17 protein-coding genes and 1 riboswitch are annotated in these 16,371 nt (G+C 58.8%); of the genes, 8 read left to right on the top strand and 9 right to left on the bottom strand.

Features of this window, described 5'->3' with window-relative positions; translation table 11 throughout:
• Window positions 1–49: 49 nt before the first annotated feature.
• Complete coding sequence (gene crcB / locus N7578_RS15740; protein ID WP_311111223.1) at window positions 50–427, bottom strand: fluoride efflux transporter CrcB; 378 nt, start codon at window positions 425–427, stop codon at window positions 50–52.
• A 224-nt stretch (window positions 428–651) separates the two neighbouring features.
• On the opposite strand from crcB, the gene N7578_RS15735 reads away from it, so the two are divergent.
• Window positions 652–930 carry a hypothetical protein gene (locus N7578_RS15735; protein WP_311111222.1) on the top strand — a complete coding sequence of 93 codons (279 nt, stop codon included), beginning with the start codon at window positions 652–654 and terminating at the stop codon, window positions 928–930.
• A 184-nt stretch (window positions 931–1,114) separates the two neighbouring features.
• Here N7578_RS15735 and N7578_RS15730 read toward each other — a convergent pair whose 3' ends face one another.
• Both N7578_RS15730 and N7578_RS15725 read right to left on the bottom strand, forming a co-directional pair.
• The gene (locus tag N7578_RS15730) at window positions 1,115–2,098 is read right to left on the bottom strand and encodes a copper chaperone PCu(A)C (RefSeq protein WP_311111221.1); all 984 of its coding nucleotides are present in this window, start codon (window positions 2,096–2,098) and stop codon (window positions 1,115–1,117) included.
• Window positions 2,099–2,187: 89 nt separating this feature from the next.
• Window positions 2,188–2,571 carry a hypothetical protein gene (locus tag N7578_RS15725; RefSeq protein WP_311112526.1) on the bottom strand — a complete coding sequence of 128 codons (384 nt, stop codon included), beginning with the start codon at window positions 2,569–2,571 and terminating at the stop codon, window positions 2,188–2,190.
• A 175-nt stretch (window positions 2,572–2,746) separates the two neighbouring features.
• Between N7578_RS15725 and N7578_RS15720 the strand changes: the two genes are divergently transcribed.
• The 5 genes from N7578_RS15720 to N7578_RS15700 all read left to right on the top strand — a co-directional run bounded on the left by N7578_RS15720 (window position 2,747) and on the right by N7578_RS15700 (window position 9,033).
• Window positions 2,747–2,932, top strand: a complete 186-nt coding sequence (locus N7578_RS15720; protein ID WP_311111220.1) for a DUF3008 family protein — start codon at window positions 2,747–2,749, stop codon at window positions 2,930–2,932.
• A gap of 125 nt (window positions 2,933–3,057) precedes the next feature.
• A riboswitch (glycine riboswitch) is annotated at window positions 3,058–3,145 on the top strand.
• A 150-nt stretch (window positions 3,146–3,295) separates the two neighbouring features.
• Complete coding sequence (gene gcvT, locus N7578_RS15715; RefSeq protein ID WP_311111219.1) at window positions 3,296–4,435, top strand: glycine cleavage system aminomethyltransferase GcvT; 1,140 nt, start codon at window positions 3,296–3,298, stop codon at window positions 4,433–4,435.
• A 30-nt stretch (window positions 4,436–4,465) separates the two neighbouring features.
• Entirely contained in the window at window positions 4,466–4,828 is a 363-nt protein-coding gene (gene gcvH / locus N7578_RS15710) for a glycine cleavage system protein GcvH (RefSeq protein ID WP_311111218.1), read from the top strand.
• Entirely contained in the window at window positions 4,828–7,692 is a 2,865-nt protein-coding gene (gene gcvP / locus N7578_RS15705; RefSeq protein WP_311111217.1) for an aminomethyl-transferring glycine dehydrogenase, read from the top strand. Before gcvH ends, gcvP begins: the two co-directional genes overlap by 1 nt.
• Before the next feature lie 201 nt (window positions 7,693–7,893).
• A complete protein-coding gene (locus tag N7578_RS15700; protein WP_311111216.1) occupies window positions 7,894–9,033 on the top strand; it encodes a GGDEF domain-containing protein in 1,140 nt (379 codons plus the stop codon).
• Window positions 9,034–9,064: 31 nt separating this feature from the next.
• On the opposite strand, the gene N7578_RS15695 is transcribed toward N7578_RS15700, so the two are convergent.
• From N7578_RS15695 to cysG, 6 genes are all read right to left on the bottom strand, one after another.
• Window positions 9,065–9,523 carry a hypothetical protein gene (locus tag N7578_RS15695; RefSeq protein WP_311111215.1) on the bottom strand — a complete coding sequence of 153 codons (459 nt, stop codon included), beginning with the start codon at window positions 9,521–9,523 and terminating at the stop codon, window positions 9,065–9,067.
• 214 nt (window positions 9,524–9,737) lie between these two features.
• On the bottom strand, window positions 9,738–10,550 hold the full coding sequence (locus tag N7578_RS15690; protein ID WP_311111214.1) for a ferredoxin--NADP reductase: 813 nt from the start codon (window positions 10,548–10,550) through the stop codon (window positions 9,738–9,740).
• Window positions 10,551–10,699: 149 nt separating this feature from the next.
• Window positions 10,700–11,206, bottom strand: a complete 507-nt coding sequence (locus N7578_RS15685) for a DUF934 domain-containing protein (protein ID WP_311111213.1) — start codon at window positions 11,204–11,206, stop codon at window positions 10,700–10,702.
• 13 nt (window positions 11,207–11,219) lie between these two features.
• Complete coding sequence (locus N7578_RS15680; RefSeq protein WP_311111212.1) at window positions 11,220–12,890, bottom strand: nitrite/sulfite reductase; 1,671 nt, start codon at window positions 12,888–12,890, stop codon at window positions 11,220–11,222.
• An 8-nt stretch (window positions 12,891–12,898) separates the two neighbouring features.
• Window positions 12,899–13,213, bottom strand: a complete 315-nt coding sequence (locus N7578_RS15675) for a DUF2849 domain-containing protein (RefSeq protein ID WP_311111211.1) — start codon at window positions 13,211–13,213, stop codon at window positions 12,899–12,901.
• The gene (gene cysG, locus N7578_RS15670) at window positions 13,206–14,669 is read right to left on the bottom strand and encodes a siroheme synthase CysG (RefSeq protein ID WP_311111210.1); all 1,464 of its coding nucleotides are present in this window, start codon (window positions 14,667–14,669) and stop codon (window positions 13,206–13,208) included. Before cysG ends, N7578_RS15675 begins: the two co-directional genes overlap by 8 nt.
• Before the next feature lie 249 nt (window positions 14,670–14,918).
• Here cysG and N7578_RS15665 point away from each other — a divergent pair, with 249 nt between their 5' ends.
• On the top strand, window positions 14,919–15,506 hold the full coding sequence (locus tag N7578_RS15665; RefSeq protein WP_311111209.1) for a nucleoside deaminase: 588 nt from the start codon (window positions 14,919–14,921) through the stop codon (window positions 15,504–15,506).
• A 22-nt stretch (window positions 15,507–15,528) separates the two neighbouring features.
• The gene (gene mazG / locus N7578_RS15660) at window positions 15,529–16,365 is read left to right on the top strand and encodes a nucleoside triphosphate pyrophosphohydrolase (protein WP_311112525.1); all 837 of its coding nucleotides are present in this window, start codon (window positions 15,529–15,531) and stop codon (window positions 16,363–16,365) included.
• Window positions 16,366–16,371 lie beyond the last annotated feature (6 nt).

The following is a 16,371-nucleotide window of genomic DNA, read 5'->3' as shown; positions in this document are numbered from 1 at the left end:
CTGTCTGATCGCGCGCTCACATCATCGGCGCGCTATTTGGACCAAGCCTTTAGAGCAAACTGCGGCCCAAGGCCAGCCCGGCAAAAACGGCAACCATCGAAACAACCAGCGTGGCAATGACATAAACCGCTGAGAGACTGAACGCGCCGCGCTCGAACAAGGCAGCGGCATCCAGAGAAAAGGAAGAAAATGTCGTAAAGCCACCGAGCACGCCCGTCACGATGAAAAGGCGCATTTCCATAGATGCATTCATGCGGCGCGCAATGAACTCGAAGAGAAAGCCGATCAGGAACGACCCGACCACATTCACAACCAGCGTACCCCAGGGGAAGGTTGTTCCTGCGATGCGCACGCTCCAGACACCGACGAGGTAGCGAAGAACCGAGCCGATGGCGCCACCCGTGGCGACGAGAGCGAGATTCAACATGGATATTGTCTCCGGTCTGAGAAGTAAGCCTGAAGGAAGGGTGACGTTTTTTTAGAGCATGACCCGCGACAGCGAAAGTCTCCAGACTGGAAAAACCGCAACCGGCGAAGCCCTGACTTCGTAAAAATTCGATTAAAAAACGAGCTGATTATTTAGCCTTGCGGCAAGAGCTCGCTGCTAGTCTTAAAACTTTCATAAACTCGGCAACAGGGGCCAGTGGGTGAATGACACAGCTTCTTTCAGTTTCGGCCAATACAGCGGCTTATGCGCTGGAAGCGCACAAGCCCCTGCAGAAAGTGCCACGCAAGACCGAAGTCGAACATGCCATCGAGGAGTTGGCGCGAAAGGCCGTACAGGGAGACGACTTTCAACTCAAGGGTTTGATGACGGTTATCAAGCCGCCTGCTCTTACGCTCTATTTCCTGACCGTTGCCAGCCAGCGCCAGGAACCGCAGGTGACGCTTGCGGAAGCCGAGAAGGCCTATGACGAAAACGTGGAATGACACTCCTGTCAGGGCGACCTTTGGGTAGCACAGCTGCAACGTGAGATTTCCGCGCGTTCAGGTTGCTGTCAGCATCGCCTCGTAGTTTCGGCAAACATTCAGCTTCTGAGTGCAGCTTTGCAAGAACAACGGTTGAAAATCTGGCTACCGGAAAAGTTCTGCGTTCCGGTAGCCATCTTCACATTCAGTTATGCTGGTGGCCGCTCTTGTCTCCGGCTTGGTTGGCCGCACCCACATTCATGATCAGTTCGACCTTGCCCGCCTTTTCGAAGGTCAGGGTCAGCGGGATTCTGTCACCAACGGCAAAGGCCTTCTTCACGTTAAAGAACATGAAATGCAGGCCGCCGGGTTTCAGCTCGATCGTCTGACCGGCGGGGATGGCGATGCCGTCGTCAAGCTTGCGCATCTTCATGACGTCGTTGACCATGGCCATCTCGTGGATTTCCGAACGGCCTGCCGCAGAGGTTTCAACCGCGACCAGCTTGTCGTCCGTCGTGCCGGTGTTCTTGATGGTCACGTAACCGCCGCCGACCGGCTGACCAGGCAACATGGCCTTCGAGACACTGCCGGAAAGCTCCAGACTGCCAATCCTCACAATATCGGACGCTGCCATGGCTGCGTGATCGTGATGTCCCTCGCCCTCGGTCTTCGCGGCAACGCGGATGACAGGTGCCGGATTTTTCAGCGAGTGCGGATCGATGCCCGCGGCAGCCACTTGGTCCCAGGCAACCTTGCCCTTGTCGCCGCAAAGCTGCGTGACCCTGAAGGCTAGATCGCTACCGGCCTCCACGCCGGAAACCTTACCCTGCACATTGAAGGTATCGTAGAATGCGTCGGGCAGTTCGCCGCCCTTCCAGCGAATTTCCACGGGGCCGCTTTTGATCTCCTTGCCATGGTTCTCGTAGGTCTTCTGGTAGTCACCCTTGATGACTTCCAGCTCCCATCCGGCCTTGGGTTGCGGTTTGGCGGCAATGAACCCCTCCGGCAGCACCATGCGCACCTCTGTCGTGGCAAGGCCACCCTCGCAGCCATGCGGCACCTGAAGCGCTGCAACGATGGTGCTTTCCTGCTCTGCGGAACCATCGACGAACGAGGCATGCGCAAATGCCTGTGCGGTCGATGTTGCAGCGACAAGCGCGGTGCAGGCGATGATCTTGTATGTCGTCATTTTTACGTCCTCCGACTGCCGCCACGTGAAGGCTACGCGCAGTCACCTCATGCCGCAACGTGGCGGCGTTTCTGATATTGTTGCAAATGTCAGGAGGCGAGGATCGGCGGGCCACGCGCCTTCGGCTTCTCCAGGCTTCGCAGACCAAGGAAACGCCATTCTGCGGAGAGCCGGTTTTCAAGCCAGACGAAATCCGTCTTCAGCCAGCTTTCCGCATCAGGACAGGGAATGAGAATGGACGAAGCGAGAAGGCAGGCTTCACAGAACAGAATGGCGTCGCCGGAATGGCCCGCATCACCGGGGGCATGACCGACGGCGCTGCCTTCATCGTCATGCCCGAAGCAGATTTCGGCGAAGGTGCCATCCGGCATCCTGTAGGCTTCATCCAGAACCGGCTGTGGCGGGGGGGCGGCAAACGGCTTATGGGCGAAGCCGAGCGACAGCATCAGCGCGGCGCAGACGATGCGCAACACCTTTTCCGTCGTCGTCAGCCGAACGTTCCATCCCCGTGTCATCATCAAGGCGATACAGCGCTTTTCGACCGGGAGCAAAGGGGAAAATTGCCGCAAGCGACCATCCGGCATGGGAACAATCGTCGCAGGGGAGCATTTTCCCGGTAGCGTAACTCTTTCTGGAGGAGGCAGAGCAATGCCGGCGAAATCCAAGGCTCAGCAGAAAGCGGCAGGTGCAGCCCTGGCCGCGAAACGTGGTGACATCAGCAAATCACGTTTACAAGGTGCTTCAAAAGAAATGGCTAAGTCTATGACAGAAAGAGAGCTTGAAGATCTGGCGTCGACAAAACGGAAAGGATTGCCGGAACGCAAGAACGGCTGACCGTTACCCCTTCAGCGGCAAGGCTTTCGCCGTTTTTTTGAGCGATGGCGCAGATGAAGCAAGAATCTGTTCAGATGCGGCATTTGGTCCTTGCCAAGAACGGGCCTTCGCAGATAATGAGCGTCGCATCATCGTTGGGAGAAACCGCTTGAGTGCGGTGCCGAAGGAGCAACCGCCCCGGAAACTCTCAGGCAAAAGGACCAGCGACGATGACGGAACTCTGGAGAGAAGCCACCTTTCACAAGGACGGCTCGCCGAAGGGATAACAATCTCAGGCGACAAGGACAGAGGGGGCTCTTGAAACCGGCGCTTTTGCGTCAAGACCTGAGCCCGCGCGTTTTCCGCGCAACCCTGGAGGCGTCCTTGGACGATACCGCCGCTCTTAAAGTTACCCCGCTTCATTCGTTGCACCTGTCGCTTGGCGCCCGCATGGTTCCATTCGCCGGTTACGACATGCCTGTACAGTACCCTGCAGGCGTCATGAAGGAACATATCCAGACCCGCACAGCGGCCGGTCTTTTCGACGTGTCCCACATGGGACAGGTCATCGTGAAAGCCAAGTCCGGCAACAATGCCGATGCGGCGCTGGCGCTGGAAAAGCTGGTACCGGTCGATGTCCTTGGCCTCAAGGAAGGCCGTCAACGCTACGGTTTCTTTACCGACGAGAACGGCTGCATCCTTGATGACCTGATGATCACCAATCGCGGTGACCATCTCTTCGTTGTCGTCAACGCGGCCTGCAAGGACGCCGATGTGGCGCACATGAAGGCGCATATGAGCGACGCCTGCGAGATCACGCTTCTGGACGATCGCGCGCTGATCGCCCTTCAGGGGCCGCGTGCGGAAGAAGTTCTGGCAGAACTCTGGGCCGGCGTTTCCGAAATGAAGTTCATGGATGTGCAGGAAGTGCCGCTGCATGACGTTGCCTGCATCGTCTCCCGCTCCGGCTATTCCGGTGAAGACGGCTTCGAGATTTCCGTGCGTGCTGACAAGGCGGAAGAGATCGCAAAGGCGCTGCTTGAGCATCCTGATTGTTATCCGATTGGCCTCGGCGCACGTGACAGCCTGCGTCTCGAAGCGGGCTTGTGCCTTTACGGCAACGACATCGACACGACGACCTCGCCGATCGAGGCATCGCTGGAATGGGCGATCCAGAAGGTGCGCCGCCTCGGCGGCGACCGTGAAGGCGGGTTCCCCGGCGCGGAGCGCATTCTGGGCGAACTGACGAGCGGCACCACGCGTCGCCGCGTCGGCCTGAAGCCAGAAGGCAAAGCGCCGGTGCGCAGCCATTCCAAGCTGTTTGCCGATGCGGAAGGCAAGACCGAAATCGGTGAAGTGACCTCCGGCGGCTTTGGCCCCTCGGTCGAAGGCCCGGTCGCGATGGGTTATGTACCGACCGACTATGCCGTTCCCGGCAAGGCCGTTTTTGCGGAAGTGCGCGGCAAATATCTGCCGGTGGCCGTTGCTGCCCTGCCCTTCATCACGCCCACCTACAAACGATAATCTTTCTTCAAAACTCCCGGAGATTACCAGATGCTGAAATTTACCGAAGAACACGAATGGCTGAAGATCGAAGGCGATGTCGCCACCGTGGGCATCACCAGCCATGCCGCCGAACAGCTCGGCGACCTCGTATTCGTCGAGCTGCCGGAAGTCGGCGCAACCTTCTCCAAGAACGGCGAAGCCTCAACTGTTGAAAGCGTCAAGGCGGCATCCGACGTCTATTGTCCGCTCGACGGCGAAATCACCGAAATCAATCAGGCAATCGTTGACGATCCTTCCCTCGTCAACTCCGATCCGCAGGGCGCCGGCTGGTTCTTCAAGCTGAAGCTTGCCAACGTTGCGGATGCCGATGCGCTGCTCGATGAGGCAGCCTACAAGGAGCTGATCGCGTAATGACGACGCCCACCGAATTCCATTTTACCGACTACCAGCCCTATGATTTCGCCAACCGGCGTCACATCGGGCCGTCGCCGTCGGAAATGGCCGATATGCTCAAGGTTGTCGGCTACAAGAGCCTCGACGCCCTGATCGACGCGACCGTACCAGCTTCCATCCGCCAGAAGACGCCGCTCACCTGGGGCGATGCTCTGACCGAGCGGGAAGCTCTCGACCGCCTGCGCGAAACGGCCAACAAGAACCTCGTCCTGACCTCGCTGATCGGTCAGGGCTATTACGGCACCATCACGCCCCCGGTCATCCAGCGCAACATTCTGGAAAACCCGGCCTGGTACACGGCCTACACGCCCTATCAGCCGGAAATTTCCCAGGGACGTCTCGAAGCGCTGCTGAACTTCCAGACGATGGTTTGTGACCTGACAGGCCTCGACGTTGCCAACGCATCGCTCCTCGATGAGGCGACCGCTGCTGCCGAAGCCATGGCAATGTGCCAGCGCGTTGCGAAGTCCAAGGCGACCGCCTTCTTCGTAGACGCCAACTGCCACCCGCAGACCATTGCGCTGATCGAAACACGCGCAGCACCGCTCGGCTGGAAAGTCATCGTCGGCAACCCGTTCACCGATCTCGACCCCGTGGACGTGTTCGGCGCGATCTTCCAGTATCCCGGTACGCACGGCCATGTCAGCGACTTCTCCGGCTTGATCGCCCGTCTGCACCAGACCGGCGCCATCGCCGCCGTTGCCGCCGACCTGCTGGCTCTGACGCTGCTGAAGTCGCCCGGTGAAATGGGCGCGGATATCGCCATCGGCTCTTCGCAGCGCTTCGGCGTTCCGGTTGGTTACGGTGGTCCGCATGCGGCATATATGGCCGTAAAGGATGCGCACAAGCGCTCTATGCCCGGTCGCCTAGTCGGCGTCTCGGTCGATGCGCGCGGTAACCGCGCCTATCGCCTGTCGCTGCAGACCCGCGAACAGCACATCCGTCGCGAAAAGGCGACGTCGAACATCTGCACCGCACAGGTGCTGCTGGCCGTCATGGCCTCGATGTATGGCGTGTTCCACGGCCCGCAGGGCATCAAGGCCATTGCCCAACAGACCCACCAGAAGGCCGTACTGATGGCCAAGGGGCTGGAGAAGCTCGGCTACAAGATCGAGCCGGAAACCTTCTTCGACACCATCACCGTCGATGTCGGCCACATGCAGGGCGTCATCCTGCGTTCGGCCGTGGCGGAAGGTGTCAACCTGCGCAAGGTCGGCGCTACCAGGATCGGCATGAGCCTTGACGAACGCACCCGCCCGGCAACGCTGGAAGCCGTCTGGCGCGCCTTTGGCGGCAACTTCTCCATTTCGGATTTCGAACCGGAATACAGACTCCCAAAAGATCTATTGCGTACAAGTGCTTACATGACGCACCCGATCTTCCACATGAACCGTGCCGAAAGCGAGATGACCCGTTACATCCGCCGCCTTTCGGACCGCGATCTGGCGCTTGACCGCTCCATGATCCCGCTCGGTTCCTGCACCATGAAGCTGAACGCGACGGCGGAAATGCTGCCGATAACTTGGCCGGAATTTTCCGACATACATCCCTTCGTTCCGGCCAATCAGGCGCTCGGCTACAAGGAAATGATCGACGATCTTTCCGAGAAGCTTTGCCAGGTCACGGGCTACGATGCCTTCTCCATGCAGCCGAATTCCGGTGCGCAGGGTGAATATGCCGGGCTTCTGACCATCCGCAACTATCACCTCGCAAATGGCGGCACGCACCGCGATGTCTGCCTTATTCCTACCTCTGCGCACGGCACCAATCCTGCCTCGGCGCAAATGGTCGGCATGCGCGTGGTACCGGTCAAGGTCCGCGAAAACGGCGACATCGATATCGATGATTTCCGAGCAAAAGCAGAGCAGTATGCGGAAAACCTCTCGTGCTGCATGATCACCTATCCTTCCACGCACGGCGTGTTCGAGGAGACGGTTCGCGAGATCTGCGACATTACCCACCAGCACGGCGGCCAGGTCTACCTGGACGGCGCGAACATGAACGCGATGGTCGGCCTTGCCCGTCCCGGCGATATCGGTTCTGACGTCAGCCATCTCAACTTGCACAAGACCTTCTGCATCCCGCATGGCGGCGGTGGTCCCGGCATGGGCCCGATCGGGGTCAAGGCGCATCTGGCACCGTTCCTTCCCGGTCATCCGGCGACGGACGGACGCGAGGGTGCAGTTTCGGCCGCTCCTTTCGGCTCTCCGTCGATCCTGCCGATCTCCTGGAGCTACTGCCTGATGATGGGTGGCGAAGGTCTGACGCAGGCGACCAAGGTGGCGATCCTCAACGCCAACTACATCGCTGCACGGCTGAAGGGCGCTTATGACGTGCTCTACAAGTCGGAAGCCGGTCGCGTCGCACATGAGTGCATTATCGATACCAGGCCGTTGGCGGATAGCTGCGGCGTGACGGTGGACGACGTTGCAAAGCGTCTGATCGACTGCGGTTTCCACGCTCCGACCATGAGTTGGCCGGTTGCCGGCACGCTGATGATCGAGCCGACGGAATCTGAAACCAAGGCGGAAATCGACCGCTTCTGCGACGCCATGCTGGCGATCCGCGAGGAGGCCCGCGACATCGAGGAAGGTCGCAGCGACAAGCTCAACAACCCGTTGAAGAATGCCCCGCACACGGTCGAGGATCTGGTCGGCGAATGGGATCGTCCCTACAGCCGAGAAAAGGGTTGCTTCCCGCCCGGTGCCTTCCGCATCGACAAGTACTGGTCGCCGGTCAACCGTATTGATAACGTCTATGGTGACCGCAACCTGATCTGCACCTGCCCGCCGATGGAGGCTTACGCCGAAGCGGCAGAGTGAGGTTGACAGTATTCCCATCGAAAGGCCCGGAGCGATCCGGGCCTTTTTTTCAATCAAGTGCCTTCCATGACCTGATAGTGGAAACGGAAAAGACACCGGAATGTATTGGTAACGAAGGCGGATTGTCATTCGCCTCGGTCTGACGATATAAGAGCGCCTCGCCCACGGCGTTTTTCCTTCTACAACCCGGCACTCCGGCTTATGCTTTCCACCGTCGTCACATCGCTGAGTATCGTTGTCGTCAGCCTGCTATTCGGCTTCGCGCTTCTTATCGCGTGGCGTCAGTTCGGGCTGAAGCAGCACGCGATGATCTGGGCGCTGTCCTTCATGTCATCGGCCGTAGGCCATGGGCTGCGCATCGTCGGCGGCCTGATGCCGGAGCAGCAATACCTCACAGCGATGCTCGCATGCCATGCGTCCATCGCCAGCTTCGCATGGCTTGCATGGGGTTTTCATCTGCGCGCGGGACGCAGCAACTTCGGTGCTGCGGTCGTCTGGATCGTTTCGACCATCGTTATCCTCGTGGTCTGGGCTCTCAATATCAGCGAATGGCGCATGGTTTCGAGAATGGTAACGGCCATCGCCGACGCCGCATTCGTTGGTATGATCGTTTACGCCCTACGGGATGCGAAGGGCACCGCGCTCACTGTCCGGCGACTTATGACGATTTACGGGCTTTATATCTCAAGCGTTGCCGTTGCTGCCTGGCTGGCTCGACCGGGCGGAGAAATCACTGACGCGAGCTTCATCGTCGTATTGTCCATCGGTACGCCGACCGGCATGATCGCGACGGGAATTCTGACGCTCCTGATCGTTTCGGCAGATCTGGCAGCGGAACTGCAACGTCAGGCGCGGCACGATTACCTGACGGGGATTCTAAACCGCCGCGGTTTTGAGGAAAGCGTCAGCTCGAAAATCACCTCGCGTTGTGCTGGACGCGGTATCGTGGTCATCACCGATATAGATCACTTCAAAGGCGTCAACGACCGTTTCGGGCATACTGCGGGCGATATGGTGATACGGCGTTTTGCCGATCATATTCACGGCCTGGCGGGAGAGAAAAATCTGGCCGCGCGAATGGGCGGCGAAGAGTTCGCACTCTTCCTCCCGCAAACGAATATGGAAAAGGCATTGAATCTTGTCGAAACGATCCGCGAAGGAGTTCCAGCACTGTTTTCCGATTGCCGGAGCGATCAACCCATTACCGCGAGCTTCGGCGTAGCGGCGATCGAGGCGGGCGAAAGTTTTTCATCCGCTTACGCACGGGCGGATGCCGCCCTCTACCGCGCCAAGAATACCGGGCGTAACAGGACGATGGTTGCCGACGCGACGGGCGCGTGAAGACGAGAGTCGTTTTCCTGTCAGATCGGCTCTAGCGCACCAACCGGATATCGCTTGTCACCACCGTCTTGCCTGTCTTGCCGTCCTTGTCAGTGGTGCGCAATCGCAGGCCATTCGCGCCAACCTTCTCGATGGTCATGGCAGCCACCCGATCGCCATTGATATCGCGGTTCCAGCGTACCGTCAGGTTGATTGCATTTCCGCGGCGATTACCCGAAAGCGCCGACGGTCGACCTGACGGGCCGGTGTAAGTCCCGCTGTAGCGTGCGCCGCTGGCTGTCAAATCCGCGGCTATGGCCCGGTTCACCACGACAAGGCCGCGGCAGGTTCCAGACATGCTCAAGGCTGCCCGCCTGGCATCGGAGTTCAATGTGCAATTCACGGAGATGGCTGGCGCACCGATGCGCGTGACGACCGTTCCCTTGCCCGTCCACTTTCCCTCAAGCGAGGAGAGGAAACTGGCTTCATCTGCATGGGAAGGCATTGCCATCCAAAGGGTCGTTCCGAGAGCAATGAATGCGGCGCTGACTGTGCTTGTCTTGAGCATGGTAAGGCTTCGTCGGTTTGTTTCGATCAAACCCTAACGCACCATCACCGCATCATGTTCCAGTCCGTCAAACAGCGTTGGAATGGAACGCCGGTCTTGGGGAACAAAAAAGGAGGCCCAAAGGCCTCCTTCAAAATTTTCTATCTGTGGGATCTGCTTAACCGACGAAAGCGCGTTCGATCACGAATTCGGCCGGTTTGTTGTTGGCGCCTTCCGTCAGGCCAGCCTTTTCGAGCAGCGCCTTGGTGTCCTTCAGCATGGCAGAGGAACCGCAGATCATGCCGCGGTCGATCGCCGGATCGAAAGCAGGCACACCGAGATCGGCGAACACCTTGCCGTTTTCGATGAGGTCGGTGATGCGGCCGGTGAAGGCGTAATCTTCACGGGTCACAGTGGAGTAGAGCTTCAGCTTGTCGCCGACGATTTCATTCAGGAACTCATGGTTCTTGATTTCTTCGACCAGATCGAAACCGTATTTCAGTTCGGCCACATCGCGGCAGGTATGGGTCAGAATGACCTCATCGAATTTTTCGTAGGTTTCCGGGTCACGGATCAGGCTTGCGAACGGCGCAATGCCGGTACCGGTGGAGAGCATGTAAAGGCGCTTGCCCGGGGTTAGCGCGTCGAGAACCAGCGTGCCTGTCGGCTTCTTGCGCATCAGAACCGTGTCGCCGGGCTTGATTGCCTGCAGGTGCGAGGTCAAAGGACCATCGGGAACCTTGATCGAGAAGAATTCCAGTTCTTCATCCCAAGCCGGGCTGGCGATGGAGTAAGCGCGGTAGATCGGCTTTTCGCCGACCATCAGGCCGATCATGGCAAACTCGCCCGAACGGAAACGGAAACCGGCCGGCCGCGTCATGCGGAATCGGAACAGGTGATCGGTGTAATGCTCCACCGAAAGAACCGTCTCGGCATAAACACCGTCCGGTATCTTGATCGCGAAATCTTCCGTCTTGGCAGGCGCGTTCATTTCAGGTTCCGTCCATTCTCATTCGATAAGCGACATTCTCCGACCGGGCAATTATACCATTTCTGCCCGGTTTTGAAGGCATGAGAATGCCAATACTGCCATGCATCCAGGAAATATGTATCTCAAACTCATATTTCCAACACGATGTATCACACGGCAATGCGGCGTCGCCAGCTATAGGTTTCGTTTCCGGTCGCGGCACGGGCCGTCGGCTGGTAATAGACGTCGATCGCCGGAAGGCGATTTTCCGACAGGCGGCGGATGGCCGTTTCGTTCGTCACCGCGAAGCTGGTAAAGCCGGTGCGCAACATCAGGGGCACCTGGTCGATCAGTACGTCGCCAACCGCCCTCACCTCGCCGGTGAAGCCGAGACGGATGCGCAGGAGTGACGCGTGGCTGAAACCACGACCGTCATTGAAGGCCGGAAAGCTCACCGCGACGAGGCCGATGCGATCGAGATAAGGCTCAAGTTTCGTCACGTCGTCGGCGGGCGCGATCAATACGCCCAGACCAATATCGTTGCTTTCACCTACCCGCGTCAGAAAGGCATCAAGCGGCAGAAGAGCTTTTTGCCCTTCTTCGGCCTTGACTTCTTCCGTTTCGATCACCCACGGATCGTTCTCGACGAAACCGCTCTCGTTCCAGATCTTTGTCATCGTCACATTCTCCTCACGCGGCTTCGGCCGCAGAGCCATAGAGCGCGTCCTTGAACGGCTGCGGCCCGACACGGCGATAGGCTTCGAGGAAAGTTTCCTCTTTCGAGGTGCGAAGGCCGAGATAGGTATCGACGATGGTTTCCACCGCGTCCGTCACTTTTTCCGGCTCGAAACCGCGACCGATGATTTCGCCGATCGAGGTGTTTTCATCCCCTGAACCGCCAAGCGTGATCTGGTAGAGTTCAGCGCCCTTCTTTTCCACGCCAAGCAGGCCGATATGGCCGACATGGTGGTGACCGCAGGCATTGATGCAGCCGGAGATCTTGATCTTCAACTCGCCGATTTCAGCCTGACGTTCCGGTGCGCCGAAACGCAGCGAAAGCTCCTGCGCGACCGGAATAGAGCGCGCGTTTGCGAGAGCGCAGTAGTCCAAGCCGGGACAGGCAATGATATCGGTAATAAGACCGGCATTGGCGGTTGCCAGATCCGCGCCAGCAAGCGCACGGTAGACCGGTTCCAGATCGGCCAGCGCCACGTGCGGCAGGATGATGTTCTGCTCGTGACTGATGCGGATTTCGTCGAAGGCATATTCTTCGGCAATATCAGCCACCAGATCCATCTGCGCATCCGATGCATCGCCCGGAATGCCACCGATGGGCTTCAGCGAGATCGTAACCATGCCATAGTCAGGATGCTGGTGCGGCGCGACGTTCTGCTCGACCCAGCGTGCGAAACCTTCATCTGCGCGCTTCCAGCGGGCGAGGCTCTCCCAGCCTTCTGGACGGTCCTTCAGCTCCGGCGGCGCGAAATAGGTGGTGATCGCAGCGATATCGGCGTCGGGCAGCTTGAGTTCGCCGTTCTTCAGTTCGGCAAACTCGACCTCGACCTGACGGGCCAGTTCTTCGGCGCCCGTCTCGTGCACGAGGATCTTGATGCGCGCCTTGTACTTGTTGTCGCGACGGCCATGCAGGTTATAAACCCGCATGATTGCGGTGGTGTAGGATAGCAGGTCCTCTTCCGGCAGGAAATCGCGGATCTTCTTGGCGATCATCGGCGTACGGCCCTGCCCGCCGCCGACGTAAACGGCAAAGCCGATCTCGCCCTTGTCGTTCTTTTTCAGATGCAGACCGATATCGTGGACCTGAATGGCGGCGCGGTCACGCTCTGCGCCTGTCACGGCGATCTTGAACTTACGCGGCAGGAATGAAAATTCCGGGTGTACCGAAGACCACTGACGCAGGATTTCCGCGTAGGGCCGCGGATCGGCAACTTCATCGGCAGCCGCACCGGCAAAATGATCTGCGGTGACGTTACGAATGCAGTTACCGGATGTCTGTAGCGCGTGCATTTCGACACTCGCCAGCTCGGAGAGAATATCCGGCGTATCGGCCAGACGCGGCCAGTTGTACTGGATGTTCTGGCGCGTTGTGAAATGGCCGTATCCACGGTCATATTTGCGAGCGATGTGCGCCAGCATGCGCATCTGCTTCGAGTTCAGCGTACCGTAAGGAATGGCGACGCGCAGCATGTAGGCGTGCAGCTGCAGATAAACACCATTCATCAGGCGCAGCGGCTTGAAGGCATCCTCGGCAAGTTCCCCGGACAGGCGGCGGGCCACCTGATCGCGGAACTGCTCAACACGGCCCTGAACGAAAGCGTGGTCGAACTCGTCGTAACGGTACATCGTATTCCTCAGACTGCGATAAATGCTGCATCGGCCGGCTTGAAGCCGGTTGCGTATTGAACGGTGGGGCCGGCTGCGCGGATGCGTTCCCTCAGACGGGTCGGCCACAGGCGACCATTTTCCTCGACAACATCGACAAGATTGACGTCAACGACCTTGTTGGCGGAAAAGTCGCGCTTGCCGATTTCCTCCAGCGAGGCAACGGCTTCCGCATGGCGCGCCACGAGAGAGTTCTGGAGGTTTTCCGTCCACTCTCCATTCGCGTCGAGCCAGACGGCAATGCCATCGTCCAGACGGTTGGCGGTCAAAACCTTCTCAGCCATTCTCATACTCCCGATTGAGGCCGACGGTTCTCGCAGAAAGGGCAAGAGCCTCCGACCTGTCAAAATTGGCGCCAGCGACCGCATCGCCGATGATGACCATGACCGGTCCGGTCAATTCATCACGATGTTCCAGATCGGGCAAATCCTTCAAAGTTCCATGCAGTAGCCTGCGATCGGCACGGCTGGCGTTTTCGATCACGGCCACCGTCGTTTCGATCCCAAGACCGGCATCCATCAGGCGGGTCGCAACCGAGGCGGCAACGCTGCGGCCCATGTAAACGGCAATGGTCGCACCTGAAACGGCCAGTCTTGCCCAGTCGGGCAGCACATCGCCGGTCAGGTCGTGACCGGTGGTGAAGATCAGCGACGAGGCGACGCCTCGCAATGTCAGCGGCAACTCAAAATCGGCGGCCGCCGCAAAGGCGGAGGTGATGCCCGGAACTATCTCGTAACCGATACCGGCGTGGCGCAGCGCCGCCATTTCCTCACCGGCGCGGCCGTAAACCAGCGGATCGCCGGATTTGAGGCGCACGACGCGTTTGCCGTCCTGCCCCAGACGAACGAGCAGACGGTTGATCTCATCCTGTGATTTTGTGTGGCAGCCCTTGCGCTTGCCGACAGACAGCCGTTCCGCGTCGCGACGCCCCATGTCTACGATGGCCTGCGGCACGAGCGCGTCATAAACGATCACATCGGCTTCCATCAGGACGCGCTGAGCGCGCAACGTCAGAAGATCTTCCGCACCCGGACCTGCGCCCACCAGCCAGACATGACCTTCGCTCCGCTCTGGAGATTGCAGCAAGCGTTCCGCGCTAAGGCGGGCCGAGGCTTCATCGCCTACCGCAATAGCATCCGCGACCCGGCCGAAAAAGAACCGACGCCAGAAATTGCGGCGCAGTGCACCCTTGGGGACGCTTTCCTCGGCCGCACCTCGATAGTCGACTGCAAGGCGGGCGAGTTTACCGAGCGAGGGTGCAAGCATCTGATCGACGCGCGCCCGGATCATCTGCGCCAAGACCGGGCCAGCGCCTTCCGTACCAATGGCGACGGCGACAGGTGCGCGCGACACCAGAGCAGGCGTAAAGAAATCGCAGAACTCTGGCTGGTCAACGGCGTTGGCCGGAATCTTCTTGCCCCGCGCCTCCGCCACGATCTGACGGTCGAAGCTTTCCTCGCCGGTTGCGGCAAATACCAGCGTTGCGCCATCGATCAGCTCAGCCGAAAAGGTGAGCGGACGATGATCCACGTTGTTTTCGACGAGATAACGCTTGAAAGCATCCTCTGGCTGATCGGCAAAAGCGACTATATGCGCGCTGGTGTTCAACAGCAGGCGGACCTTGGCGAAGGCCTCGTCACCATTGCCAAAAACCGCAACCGTCCTGCCTTCAACCCGAAAGAATGCGGGAAAGGTGGAAAGCCGTTGGTCAGCTGGCGCAAAATTGGTGTGGTTATGCATCACACATATATCCCGCATTTCCTTCAACGATTGAAGAAACAGAAATTCAAGCCGCTGCATTGGCTGGATTTTTATTTCTCGCCGCATAGGGTTTTTGAGGAAAACCAACCGGGCGCGATTTCGTCGTCATCAAATCAAGGCCCCGATCCCTTGACAAAAGCGGTTCCGGATCAAAAAAGAAGACATCGTTTGCTGTCGGAACTCCGCGTCGGGACAGCCTCCTATCCGTCGGCACAAAGGACAATCACCGTGGCCAGCAACACCATCGCCGCCCGCCTTCTCGACGTCATCGAACACGACATATTACCGCTGACTGCGCGCGGTGTCAGTCTGGGAAACAAGGTTTTCGGCGCCGCCATTCTGCGCAAGTCCGACCTGTCTCTGGTCATTGCCGAAACCAACAACGAGCTGGAAAATCCGCTCTGGCATGGTGAGGTCCACACTCTCAAGCGCTTTTATGAACTTGGCGAAAAGCTCAACACCAAGGACCTGATCTTCCTGTCGACGCACGAACCCTGCACCATGTGCATGTCGGCGATCACCTGGGCCGGTTTCGACAATTTCTACTCGTTCTTCAGCCACGAAGATTCACGCGACGCTTTCGCCATTCCGCACGACCTGAAAATCCTCAAGGAAGTGTTCGGTCTGGAGCCCGGCGGATACCGCCGCAACAATGCCTTCTGGAACTCCTATTTCATCTCCGACCTAGTGGAGAGCGAATCAGACCCGCTGAAACGCGAACTGAAGGCGCAGACGGCCCGCATCAAAGCCGCCTATGACGATCTTTCGAACAGCTACCAGGCATCGAAGACCGACAACAACATTCCGCTCAACTGAACCGGGAAGCGAAGACATGCCGATGGAAGCCTCGAAGGATATTTCCCGTCTGATCGAGATCATGGAGGCCCTGCGCCAGCCGGAAACCGGCTGCCCGTGGGACATCGTGCAGACCTTCGAAACGATCAAGCCCTACACGATCGAAGAGGCTTACGAAGTCGCCGACGCCATCGAGCGCGAGGACATGGACGATCTTTGCGAGGAACTGGGCGACCTGCTGCTGCAAGTGGTTTTCCATGCGCGTATTGCCGAGGAGATGGGGGAGTTTTCATTCGGCGACGTCGTACACGCAGTAACCTCCAAAATGATCCGTCGCCACCCGCATGTCTTCGACGTTTCGGATGCCGACACGCCGGATACGGTCAAGCTGCAGTGGGACAGGATCAAGGCGGAAGAGAAACGGGAACGCGCAGAACGACGCGCAAGACGCGGCATCACGGAGGATTTCAAGGCCGGTTTTCTGGGCGGCGTGCAGCGCAGCCAACCTGCCCTGACCGAGGCACTGAAACTGCAGGAGCAGGCCGCACGCGTCGGCTTCGACTGGTCGGACCCAGCCCCGATCCTCGACAAGATCGAAGAAGAGATCGCGGAGCTGCGCGAGGCACTGGCGGAAGGAAAACCGGAGAAAGTCTCCGACGAGTTGGGCGATCTGATTTTCGCGCTCGTCAACATCGGCCGTCACGTCAAGACCGACCCGGAAAACGCACTACGCGGCACCAATACGAAGTTCCGCAGACGTTTCAATCACATCGAAACATCGCTCGTGAGCAATGGCGAAACCCTGGAAGCGGCGACGCTGGAGCGGATGGAAGATCTGTGGCAAGCGGCCAAGCACATTGAGCGTTCGCTCGCAGGCTGACCCGGT

The sequence above is a fragment of the Agrobacterium tumefaciens genome (assembly GCF_031801495.1).
Lineage (GTDB): Bacteria > Pseudomonadota > Alphaproteobacteria > Rhizobiales > Rhizobiaceae > Agrobacterium > Agrobacterium tumefaciens_K.
Note: the sequence above shows the minus strand (reverse complement) of the source record. Positions and strands in the feature narration are given on the sequence as shown.